The 21476-nt window shown below is 32.8% G+C and carries 14 protein-coding genes; 12 read left to right on the forward strand and 2 right to left on the reverse strand.

Annotated features, from left to right (window positions below; all coding sequences use genetic code 11):
• Positions 1–46 precede the first annotated feature (46 nt).
• The gene (locus A5893_RS08585) at positions 47–676 is read right to left on the reverse strand and encodes a DUF4159 domain-containing protein (RefSeq protein WP_068822163.1); all 630 of its coding nucleotides are present in this window, start codon (positions 674–676) and stop codon (positions 47–49) included.
• A 335-nt stretch (positions 677–1011) separates the two neighbouring features.
• On the opposite strand from A5893_RS08585, the gene A5893_RS08590 reads away from it, so the two are divergent.
• From A5893_RS08590 to A5893_RS08635, 10 genes are all read left to right on the forward strand, one after another.
• A complete protein-coding gene (locus tag A5893_RS08590; RefSeq protein WP_068822164.1) occupies positions 1012–2004 on the forward strand; it encodes an AAA family ATPase in 993 nt (330 codons plus the stop codon).
• A gap of 123 nt (positions 2005–2127) precedes the next feature.
• Positions 2128–3012, forward strand: a complete 885-nt coding sequence (locus A5893_RS08595) for a DUF58 domain-containing protein (protein ID WP_232456832.1) — start codon at positions 2128–2130, stop codon at positions 3010–3012.
• 10 nt (positions 3013–3022) lie between these two features.
• On the forward strand, positions 3023–4504 hold the full coding sequence (locus tag A5893_RS08600; protein ID WP_068822166.1) for a BatA domain-containing protein: 1482 nt from the start codon (positions 3023–3025) through the stop codon (positions 4502–4504).
• Positions 4497–6647, forward strand: a complete 2151-nt coding sequence (locus tag A5893_RS08605; protein ID WP_068822167.1) for a DUF4175 family protein — start codon at positions 4497–4499, stop codon at positions 6645–6647. Before A5893_RS08600 ends, A5893_RS08605 begins: the two co-directional genes overlap by 8 nt.
• Positions 6647–8437: a hypothetical protein gene (locus A5893_RS08610; RefSeq protein WP_068822168.1), complete on the forward strand. Its 1791-nt coding sequence runs from the start codon at positions 6647–6649 to the stop codon at positions 8435–8437. Before A5893_RS08605 ends, A5893_RS08610 begins: the two co-directional genes overlap by 1 nt.
• 132 nt (positions 8438–8569) lie before the next feature.
• The gene (locus A5893_RS08615; RefSeq protein WP_068822169.1) at positions 8570–10204 is read left to right on the forward strand and encodes a TldD/PmbA family protein; all 1635 of its coding nucleotides are present in this window, start codon (positions 8570–8572) and stop codon (positions 10202–10204) included.
• A gap of 85 nt (positions 10205–10289) precedes the next feature.
• Complete coding sequence (locus A5893_RS08620) at positions 10290–11606, forward strand: TldD/PmbA family protein (RefSeq protein WP_068822170.1); 1317 nt, start codon at positions 10290–10292, stop codon at positions 11604–11606.
• Between the two features lie 183 nt (positions 11607–11789).
• Positions 11790–13430 (forward strand): TldD/PmbA family protein, encoded by a 1641-nt coding sequence (locus tag A5893_RS08625; protein ID WP_068822171.1) that lies wholly within the window; start codon positions 11790–11792, stop codon positions 13428–13430.
• Positions 13431–13771: 341 nt separating this feature from the next.
• The gene (locus tag A5893_RS08630) at positions 13772–14725 is read left to right on the forward strand and encodes a Hachiman antiphage defense system protein HamA (RefSeq protein ID WP_068822172.1); all 954 of its coding nucleotides are present in this window, start codon (positions 13772–13774) and stop codon (positions 14723–14725) included.
• A gap of 2 nt (positions 14726–14727) precedes the next feature.
• Positions 14728–17397, forward strand: coding sequence for a DEAD/DEAH box helicase (locus A5893_RS08635; protein WP_068822173.1), 2670 nt, complete (start codon positions 14728–14730; stop codon positions 17395–17397).
• A 220-nt stretch (positions 17398–17617) separates the two neighbouring features.
• Here the strand turns inward: A5893_RS08635 and A5893_RS08640 are convergent, their stop codons facing one another.
• On the reverse strand, positions 17618–18526 hold the full coding sequence (locus A5893_RS08640; RefSeq protein WP_068822174.1) for a winged helix-turn-helix domain-containing protein: 909 nt from the start codon (positions 18524–18526) through the stop codon (positions 17618–17620).
• Positions 18527–18734: 208 nt separating this feature from the next.
• On the opposite strand from A5893_RS08640, the gene A5893_RS08645 reads away from it, so the two are divergent.
• On the forward strand, positions 18735–19364 hold the full coding sequence (locus A5893_RS08645; RefSeq protein WP_198342295.1) for a WD40/YVTN/BNR-like repeat-containing protein: 630 nt from the start codon (positions 18735–18737) through the stop codon (positions 19362–19364).
• A 381-nt stretch (positions 19365–19745) separates the two neighbouring features.
• Complete coding sequence (locus A5893_RS08650; RefSeq protein WP_068822176.1) at positions 19746–21383, forward strand: TldD/PmbA family protein; 1638 nt, start codon at positions 19746–19748, stop codon at positions 21381–21383.
• Positions 21384–21476: the final 93 nt, after the last annotated feature.

A 21476-nucleotide genomic window follows, 5' to 3' on the forward strand; every position in this document is an offset into this window, starting at 1 on the left:
TAAGAATTGTATTAAATGGGTTTCGAGAAATTTTTATTGACACTGTTTAAGCGTTTATTCCCATTGCATACATGATGATATTTACGGCAAATTTGGTGTTATCCTCAGCTAAAAATCTTTTGTTTCTAAAATCATAATCCCATTCGCAACCATAATCTTTATTGCTGTATAAAACACCAATACGGTTATTTATTTCTATGGCTTTTAAATAATCATGAACCAAATCATCGCCCCAACCATTTAATTCAAAAGAGGTAGTTGGCGGGCCTTTTTCAAACTCAAAAAATGAAGAATAAATAGCATGATTATTTGGGATTTTTTTTAATGCTTGAGCGCCAAAAATAGAAGTCATTTGAGTTTCGAAAGATTTAGCAAATAAAGCATCGATATCATGATTGCAATCATCAACAAAAACAAAACCTCCGTTTTTTACATAGGTTTTAAAATTCGAAGCTTCTTTTTGTGTAAACTGAACGAGTTTATGTCCGCTTAAATAACAAAAAGGATAGTTAAATAATTCGGGACTTGATAAATCGACAATTTTCTCATCTGCATTTAAAGGAATAGTTGTGTATTCTAATAATGAGTTAAGCACATTTGCCGGCATCCTTTGATCAGTATTCCAATCTCCAGAAGCATACTTAATTCTTGCAAAAGTAAATTTAGTGCTAAACATATATCGAATTTAAAGCAAAATTTGTAGCAATTTGGTTTTTTAGCTAAATTATTTGTAATTTCTTTGATAGATTTTTGAATAGTTGTGAAAATTTAAAGATTGCAACTATATTGAAGATTGTAATTTGATAAAAGGAGTTTGATTTTTTAAAAAATGTAATTTTCAAATTTTAAACTGATAATTTTTTGCGTAACGATTGGAGTGGCATCCTTTTTTTGCTTTCACCATGATGCAAATTGCAAAAAAGATACAGTGAAAAGCGTGTAAAAACGCCCAAATTGATTTTATATAAAAAAGAATATCAAATTGAATTAAGACATAATTGATTTTATTTAATGGAATATACAGAAACTGAAATAAAAGGATTAGTCCAAAAACTATCGCTTTTGAAAAAGGAAATCCAAAAAGTGATTGTTGGGCAGGATGTAATTATAGAAGAAATGCTGATTGCTTTAATGGCTGGCGGACATTGTTTATTAGAAGGAGTACCCGGTTTAGCGAAAACTTTAATGGTAAGAACACTTTCGCAAGCTTTGCATCTATCATTCAGAAGAATTCAGTTTACGCCAGATTTAATGCCTACCGATATTGTTGGAACAGAGATTTTAGAGGAAGATCATGTTACTGGAAAACGTTTTTTTAAGTTTAATAAAGGGCCACTTTTCGCGAATATCGTATTGGCAGATGAAATTAACCGGACGCCACCAAAAACACAGGCAGCTTTACTAGAGGCAATGCAAGAATTTGAAGTCACTTATGGTGGACAAACTTATCCTTTAGATAAGCCATTTTTTATTTTAGCCACGCAAAACCCAATTGAGCAAGCAGGAACGTATCCTCTACCAGAGGCACAGTTAGATCGTTTTCTTTTGTATATAAAAATCGGCTATCCTTCGCAAGAGGAAGAAGTAATGATTTTATCTAACACCACTGGTTCTAAAAAAGAAAAAGTAGAGGCAGTTATTAATGCAGAAGAGATACAAAAACTGCAAGCTTTGGTTCGTGAAGTTAGTATAAGCGATGAATTGATTTTTTATGTGAGCAATTTAATAAGGGCTACCAGACCTTATACCACAACTATAAATTATGTGAAAGAATGGGTGAGATGGGGAGCTGGACCAAGAGCCGGTCAGGCTTTAATTTTGACTGCCAAAGCAAGGGCTTTGTTTTATGGAAGATACGCCGTAAAAATGGAAGATTTACAAATCATGGCTTATCCCGTTTTAAGGCACCGTGTTTTGATGAATTTTAAAGCCGAGGCAGAAAATGTGAGTGCAGATAGAGTTACGGAAGAACTTTTGAAGAGTGTAGCGAGGGTGAAGGTTTAGTGGGGTATAAGTATTAAAGTAAAAAGTAAAAAGTAAAAAGTAACAAGTAAAAAGTTTTTAACTCCTAACAGCTAATCACCTAACAAACTAACCATCTAACAAACTAATCAACTAACCACCTAAATGACTTTATTAGATCCTAAAATATTAATGGCGATTAAAGAACTATCACTGGCGGCGAAAACAACCATTGATGGCTTTATGAGCGGTATTAATAAAAGTACGATAAAGGGTTCTGGTTTAGAGTTTATTCAGTACAGAAGTTACCAACCTGGTGATGATTTACGCTCATTAGATTGGAAGATGTTTGCCAGATCGGATCGCTATTATATTAGAGAATCTGAGGTAGAAACCAATATTTCTATTCGCATTTTGGTTGATGCAAGTGCATCTATGAATCATAGCGATGGTGATTTTAAGAAGATAGATTATGCCCGTTATTTAGCAGCTTCATTGGCTTATTTAGGAAACTTACAAGGTGACGCAATTGGCTTATATGTTTTTAAGGATGGCGGGATTTTCTCCATGTCGCCTAAACAAGATTACCAACATTTAGCCAGGATGTTTTATCAGTTAGAGCAAATAAAGCCAGAAGGAGATTTCACCAAACCTATCCATTACAAGGAGTTGTATGCTGGCAGTCAGAAAAGGGAATTGCTAATTTTTGTTACCGATTTATACCAAAAAAATAATGAAATTTTTGATCTACTAGACACACTGAATACATTAAAACATGAGGTGGTGGTTTTTCATCTGATGGCCAAAAATGAGTTGGAACTCAATTTTAAAGGTTATCATAGTTTTGAGGATTTAGAGACAGGTGAAACTTTACAAGTTGACCAATCAGCTGCTAGAAAAGCTTATGTTATGGCTTTAAACGAACACTTAGAAAAGATGAGAATTAGCTTATTGGATAGAAATATTTATTATCGGATGTTGAGCACTGATCAACCTTTAGACCAAGCGTTGAGGGATTTTTTAAATCAAAGGAATAAGTCTAAAATCTAAAATTTTTAAAATGTTTTTTACTTACACCATCGGGTTATTAGCTGCAGCAGGAATTATTGTTCCGCTAATTATCCATTTATGGAATGTTAAAAAAGGAAAAACATTAAAAATTGGAAGTGTTTTTTTATTGGGAGAAAGTGCTAAACAAAGCTCAAAGAGTTTTCAAATTAAGGATTGGCTATTATTTTTATTGAGGAGTTTACTGATTTTAATGATTGCTTTTTTATTGGCAGAACCTTTTTTGAAAACTGAGAACTCGGAAAAGAATATAAAAGGTTGGATACTTTTTGATGAGGCAAAATATGCTGATTTATCTGCAAAGCAAAAAGCAGTAATCAAGTTGTTAAATGAGAAAGGTTATGAGATTCATGATTTTGATAAGGGATTTAATAAAATTGCTTTAGTAGATTCTCAGTCTTTTTTGAACAAAAAAGCATCTAATATTCCGCCATTTTCATTGATTAAACAATTGAATTCGCAATTAGCTGGTGATTTTAAAACTATTGTTTATACAGATTTAAGTCAATCAAAATTTCAGGGTTCAATCCCAAAAGTTCATTTAGATTTAGAGATTAGAAGTATTACCGCAAAAGATACTTTAAGTCAATCTGTAATTTATGCTCTTGTTGGTAAGCAAGACAGCATTAAAGTCTTATGCATGAAAAGCAGTGCTTCACAAACAACTTTTGAAACAGTTAATTATAATGTAAATCATAAAGATTTAGAGCTAAATATAGAAAATGGAGAAAGTTTTATTCGATTTAAAAATCAAAAAAATTGGGTAAAAGTAATCAGTAAACCATTAAAAATTGATGTTTATACTGATGATAAACAAGATGCTATTTATTTAAACTCGGCTTTAAAGGCGATTGCAGGTTTTACTAAAATGAATATCATTATTAATAATCCGCAACAGTTTTCATTAGTTTCAACCGATGCAGATTGGATATTTTGGCTTTCTGAAAAACCTTTTAATCAGCAAAATAAATTAGCTGAAAAAACTAAATTATTCAGTTATGCAGTTGGAAAAACAGAAAATATCAATAGATTGTTAAAAACAGGATCGAGTGAAAACGATAGGATTTATAAAAGAATTATAAACATTTCTTCTGTAGATGATAATATATGGACAGATGGTTTTGGAAACGCTATAATATCGAAAAACACTAACGGAAAAAGCACTAATTTTCAATTCTATACTCGTTTAAATCCTCAATGGACAGATTTGGTTTGGAGTGAAAATTTCCCAAGATCGTTAATGTCAGTTTTGTTTAAAGAGACAAATCTTATGAATGAAAATTATGATTTGGATGTGAATGATAAAAGGCAAATCGCCAAAAATCAGACGTTCATTTTTGACGGAAAATCATTGAATAAAGCAAAAACTATTTCTAAAATTGATTATTCAATAGCTTCCTATTTTTGGATTGCTGCATTCTTTACTTTCTTTTTAGAAAGAGTACTCACTTATCGTAAAAAAGCAAATGGATAAATTGAGCCAGAAAAACAATCAATGGATAGAAAACGAAAGGAAAAAATGGAGAATTTTTTCTTTGATTAATATATTGTTTTTGTCGATAAGCGTAGGTTTGATTTTTGGATTATTAGGAAATTTGATTTTTAGTTTTTCTATTGTAACGACCTTTATTACGGTATTTATTGCTACTTTATGCTACTTATTAATTACTGATAAAAGTGTAAATGTTAGCGCAAATGATTTTTCTATTCTGCTCAATCAAAACTTCCCACAACTAGAAGATAGTTCACAATTATTGATTTCATCCGAAACTGAACTAGGAACTTTACAAATCTTACAAGCAAATAAAATATCAACTTTTTTAGAGGAAATTAAACCGTTAAAATTGCAATCAAAAAAGTTCAAAATCATTTTGATGATTTTATTTGGCGTTTCTTTATGTTTTTTACTAACGCAAATTTTCCCTTTCAAAAAACAAGTCTTAGCCAGCGAATCATTTCCAAAAGTATCGCAAATAAGTAATGTAAAAGATGTTATTCTACCCCAAATATCATCAGTTAAAGTAAATATTAATGCACCTAATTACACCCAAATAAAACAGGTTTCTCAAAGTCAGTTTTCATTAAAAGTGGTAGAAAATGCAGCAATAAATTGGGAGATAAAAACCACAACTCCAGCAAAAAAAATCGAATTTGTTTTTAACGAAAAAGTATTCATCGGCTTAAAGCCAAATAAAGATTTTACACATTGGGAAACCTCCAAAATATTAAACCAATCTGGTTTTTATCAGGTTTTGGTAGATGGAAAAAAATCAGAATTGTATCAAATTGAAATCATTAAAGATTTACCGGTTGTTATAAAAATTTCTCAGCCACAGCAACAAACGGTTATTGATATTGGAATGCCTTATCAAATAAAAATCAAAGCTGTTTTAGCTGATGATTATGGTATTTCTGAGGCTTTTATTAATGCTACAACAGCATCCGGAAAAGGTGAAGGCGTGAGTTTTAAAGAACAAAAAATCAGTTTTCAACAACAAATTGGAGGCAGGCAACTTAATTTAAATAAAACAATCAACCTAAAATCTTTGGAAATGAAAGCCGGCGACGAACTTTATTTCTACATTAAAGCAAAAGACAATCATGGCCAGGAAAGTAAATCTGATGTTTATATAGTTTCTATTGCAGATACCACAGAGTTGATGAGTATGAACGGAATGATGGGCGGTGTAAACTTAGTTCCGGAGTATTTCAGAAGTCAGCGCCAAATCATTATCGATACAGAAAAATTATTAAAAGAACAACAAATAATTACTCCTGATGAATTTAAAAATAGGAGCAATAATTTAGGCATTGATCAAAAATTACTTCGTTTAAGGTATGGTAAATTTTTAGGAGAAGAAAATGAAAATCAAATAGGAGCAACGGCAGAAGGTGAAGAACACAGTGCTGACGATGGACATGACCATGGAAATAAAGAAGAGAAAAAATTTGGTGATGTGAGCGCAATTATGGATCAATATGCTCATAAGCATGATAATGCCGAAGATGCCACTTTTTTTGAACCTGAACAAAAATCTAAGCTGAAGGCTACTTTAACAGAAATGTGGAATTCTGAGTTAAGGCTTAGAACTTATAAACCACAAGAAGCCTTGCCTTTTGAATATAAAGCTTTACGCTTATTGAAAGATTTGCAGCAAAGTTCTAGAGCTTATGTCGCTAAAACAACAATAAAAACGGCCCCGCTTAAATTGGAGAAACGATTAACTGGTGAATTGGATAAAATAATCACTCCACAAAACCAAAAGAATTTTGATGGAAATAACAAAAAACAGAAAGATTTAAAAGGTAGTGTTTCTATTCTAGAGCAATTAAAACAAAATATAAATTTGGCTGTCGCCGATAAAAAAATACTGATTAACGCAAGGACTTACTTAGTAGACGCTGCTTCAAAACAGCCTAATCTTTATTTAAATTCTTTAAAACTTTTAGGCAAAATAAATGAAGGTGTTAACTATAGTTCTAATGATATTTCAACTGTTCAAAAAGCATTATTTGGTCTGTTAGAAAATGATGTTTATTTACCAAAGGCGAGTTTGGAGAGTGGAAATTCTTCATTAGGAAAAGCATATTTACAAAACTTAAAATCTAAACAATAATGGAAGAATTTAAGTTGATTGCCTTATTTCTAAGCGTTTTTTTATTGGCATTTTTACTTTTTAAAGAAGTTAAAAGGAGAAATAAAAATTGGTTAATTCTAAGATTGATTGCTTCAGTTATTGCAGTTGGATCTTTGTTTTTTTTGATTTACCCCATAAGATATGAAGTTTTTAAATCGGTAAAAAAAGAAGAATTTAACCTACTTACAGAAGGGGCAAATCTTGATAGCGTCTCAAAATCAAATGCTCAACTTTTTACTTTAGATTCTGGTATTTTTCAAAACAACTCAAAAAATAAAATAAAATTCCTGCCTGATTTATCTTATTATTTATCAGAACATCCAGAAATTAAAACCATCAATTTATATGGAGAAGGTTTAGAAAATTCAGAGCTTAAAAAACTAATAAATTATAAAATCAATTTTAAACCAATTAAAAATATTAACGGAATTCAAAATGTTAGTTGGCAGAAAACCATTACAAATACAGATGATTTAATTGTTGAGGGTAAATACAAAAACGGGTCTGATAAATCCGTTAACTTAGTTTTAAGTGGTTTGGGAACTAATTTAGATTCTGTAAGTATCAAAGCGAATGAAGAAGCTAATTTCTCATTAAAAGGAAAAACAAACCAAATTGGATATTTCACCTACCATATAGCAGCAATTCAAAATAAAGATTCTATAGTGAATGAAGCTGTACCTTTTGAGGTAATTGAAAAACAGCCGGTTAAAGTCTTGATTTTGGCTTCTAATCCTGATTTTGAATACAAATTTTTAAAGGATTGGCTTTACCAAAATAATTATGCTTTGGCATTGCGGACAAGAATTAGTAAAGAAAAATTCAGCTCAGATTTTTTGAATTTAACAACAACCAATCTTAATAATTTAAATAAAAATTTGTTGCAAAAATTTGATTTGATTATTGCAGATGATGCTGAGTTGACCAATTTAAGCAATCAAGAAAAGTATGCCCTCAATTCTCAAATTGACGAAGGTTTAGGATTATTAGTCAGAATTGGTGATGAGAAACCAACATCAACTTATGCTGCTGGTTTTTCTGTGAACAGTTTAGCTGTAAAACAAGCTCAAGGATTTAGTTTTAAAATGATCAATGATGAAGATAAAACATCTCCTTTAACAATAGAAAATCCTGTTCAATTAAATCCAGTAAAAACACATCAACTTTTAGTTTTAGATGATAAAGGAAAAATTTATACGGATAGTAAGGTTTCAGGTATCGGCAAAATAGCAATTACATCCATTTCAAATAGTTATCAATGGGCTATAAAAGGAAATCAAAAAGACTACGCAAAATATTGGTCGGTGATAATTAGCAACACCATTAAAAAGGTTGATATAAAAGAAGATGTTTTATTAAAAGATGAATTTCCAAAAATTTATAATGAAAATACTTTGCTTTATAAAAGCGATGATAATAAAACACCTAAAATTAGTGTAGAAAATATTGCAATAGCACCTATGCAAAATCAAAACTTCTCCAATGAATGGTCTGCAACATTTTGGCCGACAAAATCAGGATGGAATAAAGTTGAGATAAACGGATTAGTAAAACAAGTGTATATTTTTGATAATAAAAGTTGGCTAGCTGCAAATCAAACTAAGAAAATAAGAAACACCTTCAATTTCATCAAAAACAATCAAGTAAATTCCCCAAAATCTGAAACCATTACAGAAAAACAAATTAAAGAAGTGTCAAATTGGTTATTCTTTATGCTTTTTTTATTAAGCTGTGGTTTTTTATGGTTTGAAGCTAAAATATCTGATTAAAATCTTCTGCCTACGCTAATGTTTCAATAAATTATTGATTTGAAACATAATTCTTACAAAGCAAATAAACAATCAAATAAAAAATCCTTAGATTGTATTTTAAAACTAAAACCAAAATCTAGGAGGAATCTAATGAAGAGAAAAGACTTTTTATACTTAACTGGGATGGGTATGGGGACTTTAATGTTACCCAATTTATCCGCTTTTGGAAATCCGATTGACCCACTACAAGCATTGGACGGAGTTGATGTAAGGCTAAAAAAACAGTTAGCTGATGTTGCTTTAAATGCTGCGAAATCAAAAGGGGCAACTTATGCCGATGTACGCATTGGTAGATATCTAAATCAATTTGTGGCAACAAGAGAGAAAAGAGTGCAAGGTGTTGCTAACACCGAATCTTACGGAATTGGAGTAAGGGTTATCGCAAATGGTTGCTGGGGTTTTGCTGCTACAAATAGCATGAGTACTGATGCCATTGCAAAAGCTGCAGAACAAGCGGTTGCAGTAGCAAAAGCAAATTCTAAAATACAAGGAGAACCGGTACAACTTGCACCACAGAAAGGATTTGGCGAAGTAAGTTGGAAAGCTCCAATTGAAATCAACACATTTGAAGTTCCTATTAAAGAGAAAGTTGATTTATTGTTGAAAGTCAATGATGTAGCTTTGCAAAATGGAGCAACTTATGTAAACTCTGTAATGTTTGCAGTTAACGAACAAAAATATTTTGCCTCAACAGATGGTTCTTATATAGATCAAGATATTCATCGGATTTACCCAACTTTTGGCGTTACTAAAATTGATAAAGCTTCTGGCAAATTCCAAACTCGCTCTTCATTAAGTTCTCCAATGGGAATGGGATATGAATATTTAAATGCATCTCCAGAAGATAAAGTTCAGGGAGTAATTACCCGTTATAAAAACAGGTATGATATGTTGGAGGACGTTAAGTTTGCTGCTCAAAATGCAACCGAAAAGGTAACAGCAAAATCTGTAGAGCCAGGTAAATATGATCTGGTTTTAGACCCATCACATTTATGGTTAACTATTCATGAATCTGTTGGGCACCCAACAGAATTAGATCGTGTTTTAGGTTATGAAGCCAATTACGCCGGTACAAGTTTCTTAACATTAGATAAATGGAAATCCAAAAAATTCAAATTTGGTAGTGATAAGGTGAATATCGTTGCTGATAAAACGCAAAAAGGATCTTTAGGTGCAGTAGGATATGATGATGAAGGTGTAAAATGTGGTAAGTGGGATATTATTAAGGATGGTGTTTTGGTCAATTATCAAGCAATTAGAGATCAAGCTCATATCATCGGTTTGGATGCTTCTCAAGGTTGTTGCTATTCTCAAGGCTGGGATGATGTTCAATTTCAACGTATGCCGAACATTTCATTACAACCTGGTAAAGAAAAGTTAAGTGTAGATGATATGATTAAAAACGTAGAAAAAGGTATTTACATAGTTGGTAATGGTAGTTTTTCTATTGATCAGCAACGTTACAACTTCCAATTTGGTGGACAGTTATTTTACGAAATCAAAAACGGGAAAATTGTTGGGATGTTAAATGATGTCGCATACCAGGCAAACACCCAGGAATTCTGGAATTCATGTACTGCCGTTTGTGATGAAAGCGATTATCGTTTAGGAGGTTCTTTTAACGATGGAAAAGGTCAGCCTTCACAAAGTAGTGCAGTTTCTCATGGAAGCTCTACTACAAGATTCAACGGAGTAAACGTAATTAACACAGCAAGGAAAATTTAATTAATCGAGTTGTAAGTAATAGGTTTTAAGTAATAAGTTACATAATAAACTTACAACCTAAAACTTACAACCTAAAACCTAAAAAATGGCAATTTTAACAAAACAACAAGCCCAAGATATATTAAAAAAAGTATTGAGTTATTCTAAGTCAGACTCTTGCGAAATTAGTTTAAGAGGTTCTGACGGAGGTAATATTAGGTATGCCCGTAATGCAGTTTCTACTGCAGGGCAAATCAGTACCATGAGTTTAGCAGTGAGTGCTACTTACGGTAAAAAAACAGGTTCAGCTAGTATCAATGAATTTGACGATGCCTCTTTAGAAAAAGTGGTAAAAAGAGCAGAAGAGCTAGCCATGTTAGCTCCAGAAAATCCAGAGTTTATGCCCTTATTAGGCCCTCAGGAATTTCCTGTTTCTCCAACATTTAATTCAAAAACTGCTGCTATCACTCCTGATACCAGGGCAGAAATGGTAGGTCAGAGTTTAAAAGTGATAAAGGATGGAAAATTAGAAGGAGCGGGGTTTCTAGAAAACTCAACAAGCTTTAACGCCATCATGAATTCTAAAGGTTTATTTGCATACAATACAGATACCGATGTTTCATTTTCAGTAACAGTACGAAATCAGGAAGGTACTGGCTCAGGTTATGTGAGCCAAAGTTTCAATAATCTGGATAAAATGGATACGCTGGCTTTAAGCAAAATAGCTGCTAGCAAAGCAAATGGTTCTGCTGCTGCAAAAGCTATCGAGCCAGGAAAATACACCGTTATTTTAGAGCCTTTGGCAGCTTCGGATATTATAGAAAATATGTTTAGAGGTTTTGATGCCCGTAGTGCCGATGAAGGAAGAAGCTTTATGAGTAAGAAAGGCGGAGGAACGCGTTTAGGAGAGCAATTATTCTCTGAAAATGTAAATATTTATTCTGATCCAATGAATCCTGATTTACCTTCTGCTACGTGGAACGGTGATGGACAATTGTTAAAGAAAACCAAATGGGTAGAAAACGGAGTGGTAAAAAATCTAGCTTATTCGAGATATTGGGCAGACCAAAAAGGAGTTGAACCCGTTCCTTTCGGAAGAAGTTTTGTGATGGAAGGTGGTACACAATCATTAGAAGAATTAATTAAAGGTACAGAAAAAGGAATTTTGGTTACCCGTTTTTGGTATATCCGTTCTGTAGATCCTCAAACTTTACTCTTAACAGGATTAACCCGTGATGGTACTTTTTACATAGAAAACGGCGAAATTAAATTCCCAGTAAAAAACTTCCGTTTTAACGAGAGTCCGGTAATTATGCTGAACAATGTGGAAGCTTTAGGTAAACCTGTACGAAGTGGAAACGTGATTATCCCTCCGATGAAAATTAGAGATTTTACTTTCACTTCATTGTCTGACGCGGTTTAAGAAAATTTAAATTATACAGCTAAAAAGGTTTTGCGTCAACGATTGAAGCGGCATCCTTTTTTAGCTTCGTCATGTTGAACGATAGAGAAACATCACACAAATAGGTTTCAAACGCTAAAAGCATTCCTACTTGTGTGATCTTTCGTTCCTCAAGGTGACGTAAAAACGTCCAAATCATAATACATGAAAAGAAGAAACTTTTTATATTTAACAGGAGTTGGTGCTGGAGCTGCCCTGATGCCAAACCTTTCCGTTTTTGGAAATCCAATTTCAATTGAAGAAGCTTTAACTCCGGTTGATGCTGCTTTAAAGAAAAAAATGGCAGATATCGCATTGAACAAAGCGAAATCTCTAGGCGCAACCTATACCGATGTGCGTATTGGCAGATATTTGAACCAAGTAGTGTCCACCAGAGAAACCCGGGTACAAAACATTGCCAACACCGAATCTTACGGAATGGGTGTACGGGTAATTGCCAATGGCTGTTGGGGTTTTGCGGCTACCAATTTATTGGATGATGCCAGTATTGCCAAAGCCGCAGAATTAGCGGTTGCCATCGCCAAAGGAAATTCAAAATTAGCTACCGAGCCTGTTCAGCTTGCGCCACAAAAAGGTTATGGCGAAGTAACTTGGAAAACTCCCATTGAAAAAAATGCTTTCGAAGTTCCTATCAAAGAAAAAGTAGATCTATTATTAGGCGTAAATGCTGCCGCCATGGCTGCGGGAGCCAAATTTGTTAACTCCAATGTTTTTGTGGTGAACGAGCAGAAATACTTTGCGTCTTCGGATGGTTCTTATATCGACCAGGATATTCATCGCATCTGGCCTACTTTTACGGTGACTAAAGTAGATGCCAAAGGAGGGAAATTTGAAACTCGTGATGCGCTAAGTGCACCAATGGGAATGGGTTATGAATATCTGATTCCGAAAGAAGAAGAGAAAATTAAAGGTGGCCCCGTGACGATGTACAAGAAACGTTACGACATTTTAGAAGATGTGAAAGAAGCAGCCAAACATGTGGAGGAAAAATTAAAAGCAAAACCAGTAGAACCAGGAAAGTATGATTTGATTTTAGACCCAACACATCTTTTCTTAACCATTCATGAATCTGTTGGTCACCCCACAGAGCTGGATCGGGTTTTAGGTTACGAAGCCAATTATGCAGGTACCAGCTTCCTAACTTTGGATAAATGGGAAAGCAAAAAATTTAATTTCGGTAGTAATAAAGTGAATATTTTGGCTGATAAATTACAAGCCGGTTCTTTAGGTGCTGTAGGTTATGATGATGAAGGGGTAAAATGTGGACAGTGGGACATCATTAAGGATGGGATTTTGGTGAATTACCAAACCATCAGAGACCAGGCGCATATTTTAGGTTTAAAAGCTTCTCAAGGTTGCTGCTATGCTGATAGTTGGGACAGTGTTCAGTTCCAGAGAATGCCAAATGTTTCTTTAAAAGCCGGTACAAAACCCATGACAGCTGCCGAAATGGTAAAAGGGGTGAAGAAAGGGATTTACATGTTTGGTCGTAATTCTTACTCTATAGATCAGCAGCGATATAATTTTCAGTTTAGCGCCCAGCTAGCTTATGAAGTAAAAGACGGCGAAATTGTAGGCATGTTAAAAGATGCTTCCTACCAAGCCAATACCCAGGAATTTTGGAACTCTTGCGTACAACGTTGCGATGAAAAAGATTTCCGTTTGGGTGGTACTTTCCGTGATGGAAAAGGACAACCAAGTCAGGTGAGTGCGGTTTCTCATGGTTCTTCCACCACCAGGTTTAATGGCGTAAATGTGATTAATACGGGTAGGAAAATTGGTTAAAATAATTAGGAGGGCGTTTTATCCGCCAGCTGGCGGATTACACTATATCTTTTTTGTATTTGCTAAATGGTAAGTGCAAAAAAGGATGCCGCTTCAATCGTTAACGCAAAACCTAGTTAATTTGTTAATTATTCTCTTTAAAAAATCGGCATTTGATATTAAAAAAATGTGAAATATAAATCCAGATGGAGTCCTCAGTTTTCTAAAAGCATTTAAGTGATCCTAAAGGAACACTTAAACGAGGTTGGGAAATTTAATCCAAGTTAAAGCCATAGTTGAATACTAAATTTAATCTTTATCTTTAAACTTAATCATTTATTTTTTAACTACTATTTAATGAAATGTTTTCTGAAGACTGGTCTAAACATATAAAAATTGATAGAAAATTAATATTAGATCAATTAAATCAACATTTTCTTGAATGGGATGATAAATTAACATTGAGATTTTTTACAATCAAGCCATCTGGTACTCAAATAATTTTTAATGGTTTAAATTCAGTCTTGCATACCTCGTTACCACATTATATATACGGTGAAGATGATATCAAAAGAAACGGCGAAATGTGGGCGGGTTTAAATGCAAATGGCAAATTCGGTCTTAAAAACCCTAAAACTGATGGAAAATATGGTGAGCTTCTTTTATTTGTACTGGTAGAAAGTATTTTAGGATGTAAAATGGTTGCGCATAAAATTAAATCTTTAACCAATATAAGAGATCAAATAAAAGGAGGTGATGGTATTTTTATTGGTGATTATCAGTTTAAATCAGAAAAATATCCAGCATACTTAATTGGCGAATCTAAGGTAACAACAACGTTAACCAAAGCTCTTAAAGAAGCTTTAATTTCTATAGAAAGGTTTCATTCAGCATATTTTGTTAACGATTTTTTAGATGATGAATTAATTGTAGCAAAAGAATTTTTGAGTGTGACAAATACTAATCTAGATGAACTTTACGATAGGTTAACTCCAAGTTCAAAAATATTTAAACATCAATCATTAGTACACCCTATTTTACTGATGTATTCTACATCGAACTTTGAAAAGTTGCAAAAAGATAGTGCTTCAATGGAAATACTTGAAAATGCAATTAGTGAATCTATAAATGGTAAAGAAAAAGAATATCTTAATAAAATAAATAAAGAGTTAGATAATTACTCTGAAATAAAGAAAGTCTATCTTGATTTTTTTATTTTGCCATGTAAGTCTGTAGATGAATTTCGAGACTTAATGTATAAAAAAATTCACGGAGTTCCTTACTTATATAATGTAAAGGAAAATAAAGTCAATTAAACATGTCTGATTTAGTTGATAAGATAGAATCAATATACAATGATGAGTTATTAAATAATCTTATCAATGACTTAATCTTTAATCAATTCTATCAGAAATTTAATTTATCTAAAATCCCTATTGCTAAAGATAGGATCAGAAAAGCAATTTGGTTAACTTCAATTCTATCCACAAGCCCTTTAGAAAAGCATAAAAATAAAGCTCAATTAATTTCTTCTTTGATCTATTTGCAAGATAGTTTCAATATTGATATTGAAAGAGCATCTTATATTTTGTTCTCAAGAATTGGAAACTTAACAGGTACTCGTTTATTAAATAATTCTTCAAATGATTTTAGTCAAATTCAACTAGAGAATAATATATTGATTGATTCTTATGACTCTGCGATTTTACTTGAATTAGAATTAGAAAGGAGAAATAAAACTGTAATTATTGGAGAGGAACAGATTTTAACAACGGCTTTCCAAAAAAAGCTGTGGGATGATATAAAGTCTTATGATAAAATTGTTATTTCAGCGCCAACATCTTCAGGTAAGTCATTCATAGTTAAGAAAGCAATAAAAGAAAAGATATTAAATAATGACGAATATTTTATCCTTTATGTAGTTCCAACACGAGCATTGATAAATCAAGTTAGCGAAGAATTAAGACAAGAAATCAATGATAATGATGTAGACATAAAAACAGTATACATTCATGATGAAACAGGCTTAAATTTTAAGAAGATATTTATTTTAACTCCCGAACGATGTTTAAGTCTTTTAAAAGAAAGAAGAGAACATGAATTTAAAATAGATTTAATTTTTATAGATGAGATTCAAAATGTTGAAGACACCCAAGGGAGAGGAACACTTTTCGAGTTTGTTTTCCAAGAGCTTATAAAGTTGTTTAGTGAGGCTATAATTATTGCTGCTGGTCCTAATATTGAAAATCCAAATAAATTGTATGAAAATATTTTTAACATAAAGTCTAACTCTTCAGAAACTATGGTTTCCCCAGTGTTTCAAATAAAAACTATAGTTACCGTATTACATGATAAAAAAATAAGATTTACTTTAATAAAAAATAGCGAAAGCTCTCAATCCTTTGAAATAGAGACTTCAATAGATTTGAAACAAATATTTTTAAAAAGTACAGGAAATGGATTAAGGGAATTGATAAATATTTGCGGAGCAGATGAAAGTAACATTATATATTCTCCAAAAGGAAATTGGGCTGAAAATTGGGCCTTAAAATATATTGAACCATTACAGGATGTTCAAATTCATTCTGAGGTAAAAGATATTGTAGAGTTTTTAGAAGATGAAGTACATCCTTTCTATAATCTTGCAATTTGCTTAAATAAAGGTGTTGCTTTTCATCATGGTAATTTACCTGATTTGGTACGAAAAGAAATTGAAGATTGCTTCCTTGAAGGAAAGATTAAAATTCTCTTTTGTACTTCTACATTGTTGCAAGGTGTAAATTTACCCGCAAATAATATTTTTATTGTCTCTCCCAAAAAAAGAACTTTTCCTCTATCATCTTTTGATTTTGGAAATTTGATTGGAAGAGCTGGTAGGATTAAAGATTCATTATTTGGAACAGTTTTTTGTATTGAAAAATCTGAAAATGATGAATGGGCAGAAAGCTACTATAAAAAATCTCCAAGAAAAGAAGTTACAACTGCAAGTAATAGTGCTTTAGATAACTTTGATGATTTCATCGGAGAGTTATCTAAAAGTTCATTAGAAATATCTAGCGATATTGATTCAAATGGAGTGATATTTTATCGTCAAAAATATCTACAAGATATAGACCGTTTCCCTATTTACCTCCAAAATAAGGGCCTCAGCGAAGAGGAATCAAATATTTTCATCGAGAATATTTCCTCTTCCGTTGCTGATTTATTGATTCCATTAGACATTTTAAGCTTGAATCCAACAATAGACCCTATTCTTCAAAATATTCTCTATGTACAAATATTAGATTACGGTTTTGAAAACTGGTTAATTCCATCAATTTCAAATAATAGAAACTTTTACAAACATATATCAGATGAAGAAAAGATTTTAACAGAGTTTAAAGATTGGAGTTTTTATCTTCAATTTAACGATTTGTTAAAAAGACTAGACGAAATTTTCCATTTTGCTAATGAAGCTTTTTTTAAGCATAATATATCTACTTCAATAAATCAAATTACTTATTACTGTAGAATGTGGTTAGGAAATAAGAGTTTAAGAGAGTTAATTGACTCCGATTTAAAGTTCTACTCAACGCATTATAATCTGGCTAAGAGAATAAAACTTGATGATAAAGAAGCGATTAACACTAGAATTAATAAAGTAATAAAGATAAATTCAATTGTTACAACTCATATTGTTGTAAAATATCTTAAATTGATGAATGACTTAGTTGAAAGTATAACTAATGATAAAGTATTAGAAAACTATAAATTCTCAATGGCTTTACCATTAATGCTAGAATTAGGAACAACTGAACCCGTTGTTATAAAACTAATCTCAAAAGGAATATCAAGAAGTATTTCTTTAAAGATATTTTCAGAATTTAAAAAAGTACCTAATTATGAAGAAATTGATATTTTTGATTGGCTAAGGTCAAAAACAGAACTTAAATTAAAGCCTATTTATAATAGATATTTAAAAAAAATGAAGCTTTTAAAGTATAATTAAACTTGGTCTTTAAATTAATCTCAAAGACTGCAAACTGGCTTATTTTCCCCGTAGACTTATTGTAATTACTACTATAACTGGTTTAAGTGTTCCGTTAGGGCCACTTAAATCTTTATAGAAAATCAAGACTTCGTCTGGAACATAATCAAAAATTTAATTAGATGCTACAAAGTATTGCTGCACTCTTTTCATAAAAAAACAAGATTCCATAAGTCCTCAACTAAGAAAAAGTATCATTTCCTAATTCAAGCTTATAGCCTTTGCCACGGATTACTACAATGTTTACATTGGAATCCAATTCCAATTTTTTCCTCAGTTTTGATATAAACATATCCAGGCTGCGTCCTACAATTACACCTTCATCTTCCCAAATTTCTTTTTGTAACCAGCTTCGTTCTATGGTCTTATTGAGAGATTGTGCGAAAATGAGCAATAAACGACATTCAGTTCCAGTAAGCTCTATTGTTTTTCCATTTATGTTCAGCTTCCTATTCTTCGCATCAAACAACACCGTACCTAAAGTGAATAAATCGGTATCCGTATCTTGACCCTGAGGTAAGACTTTTTTAGGTTTGGCAACTCTAAAAAATATAAAACCAATAAATGCTAAAATCGGCAGGCTGCCCAAAAGAAACCCATTTTTTACTATAGTGATGCCAGTTGTTTTGAATTTAATATTAATCAGGTAACATGCTGTGGGTTGCGTTCTTCCAATACAGGCAATAATATCATCTTTAATATTTTGTGAAATCGCATATCCATAAGTTATACTTCCATTGGCACAGTTCATTACATTAACTACATAATCACTGGCAAAGGGATCATGAGCCAACAAACGGCTTGTTGTGTTTACCAGGGAATCTGATTGAAAAGTAAGCTCATTCTCAAAAGTGATCTGGTATTCATTTTCTGAGATTTTCTTAATCGGAAGCACTCTAGATGTACTGTCTCCAGATTGTAAGAGTATTTCATGTCCTATTCTGCGAAGCAAAACTTCTCTCCTGGCTACGTCAAAATCGTAACTGTCAAAACTAATGAAAGCTGCACAGGTTACCAGAATGGATAAAAGCAAAATGGAACCAAAAAGGTATTTGCGTTTCCCTGAAAGTAAATTTAGGCTAACATCCATAACGTCAATATTTTATTTACAAAGTTTACATTTTTATTTACAATCCATACCTATCAAGCCAAAAAATATTAAGGTAGGTTTGCTTCATCAATTTTGATAGGACAATGCACAATCTGTTAAGTCCGCTAATTTACAAATCGATATGTTTTACTTTAAACTAAAAAAAATGAAAAGATTATTAGTGTTTGTTCCGGCCATCCTCTTATTAATGTTTGTACTCAATTCATTTGTACCTAAAGAAAAGGAAGCAGTGAAGAAAATAAAATCGGAGCGTGTAAATATTGTTTTAAAATCTACAGATGGCGGACAAACATGGCAGGACTTTAAACAAGTGTTACCTGAAATTAAACATTATAGTGCCGTAAAGGGAGATGGCGTGATCATTTCTACAAGTCAGGATGGTATCAAGCGTTCTACAGATAATGGTGAACACTGGCAATGGATAATTAAGGAAGGTGAGGTAGGTATAGCTGTTGAACGAATAGAAGGTGGATTTGCTGCTTTATCCTATAGCACAGCAACAAAATCCAGAAGGATACATATTTCATTGGATAATGGAGAAACCTGGAAAGCTATTGATGAGGGTCTTCGTCCTTCTTCGTTAATTTCATCCATCAAACAAGTGGGAAAGTATTTAATATGTGGTCATCCAGATGGAATATTCCACTCAGCTGATCAAGGTAAAACATGGAATAGGGTTCTTCGCGGTGTAAATAACAATGAGTTTTTATTTGATATATACAAATGGAATTCTCCTTTTCAAGAACCAAAATACGTATTTAGGATATATGAGTCAGAAAATATATTGTATGCAACGGCAGTGCCTGCTGGTTGCTAAAATGTAACCATCTGGAAGAATTTTGAACACAGCTTTCAATGTTCGTAATGACGAGTTGCTTTGGCTTAACGATAGGAGCGGATACCGGCCTCAGCGCCTAAGGCCTTGTGGCGTATGAGTGGATAGCGTGACCTTAGCTTCTTTTCAGAAGCTAAGGGAAGCCCCTCAAATTAATTTCCTTAAACTATTACATTAAACATCCTATGTTAACAAATCAGAGCTTCTAAGTATCTGCGAGAATCTCTGAAATCTGCGGGGAAACGTTTTTAAAAATAAACCTAATAATCCTTACAAATACTTTAAATATCAGTTAGTTGAAATTTATTATCATCATTAATTTTTTCTACATTTAAGATTTAGTAACCTCTAAATCTTAACATATTGAAACGTAGAAACTTTATTTATTTAACTGGTGTAGGAGCAGCAGCTGCGATGATGCCATCCATACCCGTCTGGGGGAATGAGATTTCTCCAGAAGCAGCTTTAGAATACGTTGATCCTGCTGTCAAAAAACTGATTGCAGATGTCGCATTAAATGCTGCTAAATCAAAAGGAGCAACCTATACGGATGTTCGTATCGGAAGATATCTGAATCAATTTGTGGTCACCCGAGAAGATAAAGTTCAGAATATTGTTAATACTGAATCTTATGGAGTTGGTATTAGGGTAATTGCAAATGGAAGTTGGGGTTTTGCTGCAACCGATAAAATGGATAATGATAGCATTGCCAAAGCTGCAGCATTAGCAGTTTCCATTGCTAAAGAAAATTCCAGATTATTAACAGAACCTGTACAACTGGCTCCACAAAAAGGCTATGGTGAAGTCAGCTGGAAAGCTCCAATCGAAAAAAATGCTTTTGAAGTGCCGGTAAAGGAAAAAGTAGATCTTTTGCTTTCTGTAAATGATGCGGCCATGAAAGGTGGGGCGGATTATGTAAATTCTATCTTATTTTTGGTAAATGAGCAAAAATATTTTGCTTCAACGGATGGCTCTTACATCGACCAAGATATTCATCGCATTTGGCCTACTTTCTTCCTCACTAAAATCAATAAAGAAACTGGAAAATTTGAAACCAGGAATGCTTTAAGCGCTCCAACCGGAATGGGTTATGAATATTTAGATGCCAAACCCCAGCATAAAATAAAAACTGCAGCTGGTACCTTATATAAAGGAAGGTATGATATGCTGGAAGATGCTAAGCAAGCCGCTTCACAAGTTGGTGATAAGCTAAAAGCTAAAACAGTAGAGCCTGGTAAATATGATTTGGTATTGGATCCTTCCCATTTATGGTTAACTATCCATGAATCAACCGGCCACCCAACAGAATTAGATCGTGTTTTAGGTTATGAAGCAAATTTTGCAGGTACCAGTTTCTTAACGTTGGATAAATGGGAATCTAAAAAATTCAACTATGGAAATAAATTGGTGAATATTAAAGCTGATAAAACCCAGGTTGGTTCTTTAGGTGCAGTTGGTTATGATGATGAGGGTGTAAAATGTGGGGAGTGGGATGTAGTTAAAGATGGAGTTCTGGTGAATTATCAAGCGATTAGAGATCAAGCTCATATTTTAGGGTTAACGGCTTCGCAAGGTTGTTGTTATGCAGATAATTGGAGCAGTGTTCAGTTTCAAAGGATGGCAAATATTTCTTTACAACCAGGCAAAGAGAAATTATCAGTTGATGATATGATTAAAAATGTAGAAAAAGGAATATACATTATTGGTGATGGTTCTTTCTCCATTGATCAGCAACGTTATAATTTTCAGTTTGGTGGACAATTATTTTATGAAATTAAGGAGGGAAAAATAGTTGGAATGCTTAAGGATGTTGCTTATCAAGCTAATACACAAGAATTTTGGAATTCATGTGGTGCAATTTGTGATGCTAATGATTACCGTTTAGGAGGTTCTTTCTTTGATGGAAAAGGACAACCTTCTCAATCAAGTGCGGTTTCACATGGATCATCAACCACAAGATTTAATGGCGTAAACGTGATCAATACAGCAAGGAAAATTTAATTTGTAAAGTATTAGGTTATAAGTATTAAGTCATAGGTTTCAAACTTACAACCTATAACTTACGACTTAAAACTTAATACAACCTTAAACTAA

Source organism: Pedobacter psychrophilus, from assembly GCF_001652725.1.
Lineage (GTDB): Bacteria > Bacteroidota > Bacteroidia > Sphingobacteriales > Sphingobacteriaceae > Pseudopedobacter > Pseudopedobacter psychrophilus.

What these genes read in the sequence shown, in the direction of transcription:
- A5893_RS08585 (WP_068822163.1), bottom strand. Translation starts at nt 676, where the DNA reads ATGTTTAGCACTAAATTTACTTTTGCAAGAATTAAGTATGCTTCTGGA.
- A5893_RS08590 (WP_068822164.1), top strand. Translation starts at nt 1,012, where the DNA reads ATGGAATATACAGAAACTGAAATAAAAGGATTAGTCCAAAAACTATCG.
- A5893_RS08595 (WP_232456832.1), top strand. Translation starts at nt 2,128, where the DNA reads ATGACTTTATTAGATCCTAAAATATTAATGGCGATTAAAGAACTATCA.
- A5893_RS08600 (WP_068822166.1), top strand. Translation starts at nt 3,023, where the DNA reads ATGTTTTTTACTTACACCATCGGGTTATTAGCTGCAGCAGGAATTATT.
- A5893_RS08605 (WP_068822167.1), top strand. Translation starts at nt 4,497, where the DNA reads ATGGATAAATTGAGCCAGAAAAACAATCAATGGATAGAAAACGAAAGG.
- A5893_RS08610 (WP_068822168.1), top strand. Translation starts at nt 6,647, where the DNA reads ATGGAAGAATTTAAGTTGATTGCCTTATTTCTAAGCGTTTTTTTATTG.
- A5893_RS08615 (WP_068822169.1), top strand. Translation starts at nt 8,570, where the DNA reads ATGAAGAGAAAAGACTTTTTATACTTAACTGGGATGGGTATGGGGACT.
- A5893_RS08620 (WP_068822170.1), top strand. Translation starts at nt 10,290, where the DNA reads ATGGCAATTTTAACAAAACAACAAGCCCAAGATATATTAAAAAAAGTA.
- A5893_RS08625 (WP_068822171.1), top strand. Translation starts at nt 11,790, where the DNA reads ATGAAAAGAAGAAACTTTTTATATTTAACAGGAGTTGGTGCTGGAGCT.
- A5893_RS08630 (WP_068822172.1), top strand. Translation starts at nt 13,772, where the DNA reads ATGTTTTCTGAAGACTGGTCTAAACATATAAAAATTGATAGAAAATTA.
- A5893_RS08635 (WP_068822173.1), top strand. Translation starts at nt 14,728, where the DNA reads ATGTCTGATTTAGTTGATAAGATAGAATCAATATACAATGATGAGTTA.
- A5893_RS08640 (WP_068822174.1), bottom strand. Translation starts at nt 18,526, where the DNA reads ATGGATGTTAGCCTAAATTTACTTTCAGGGAAACGCAAATACCTTTTT.
- A5893_RS08645 (WP_198342295.1), top strand. Translation starts at nt 18,735, where the DNA reads ATGTTTGTACTCAATTCATTTGTACCTAAAGAAAAGGAAGCAGTGAAG.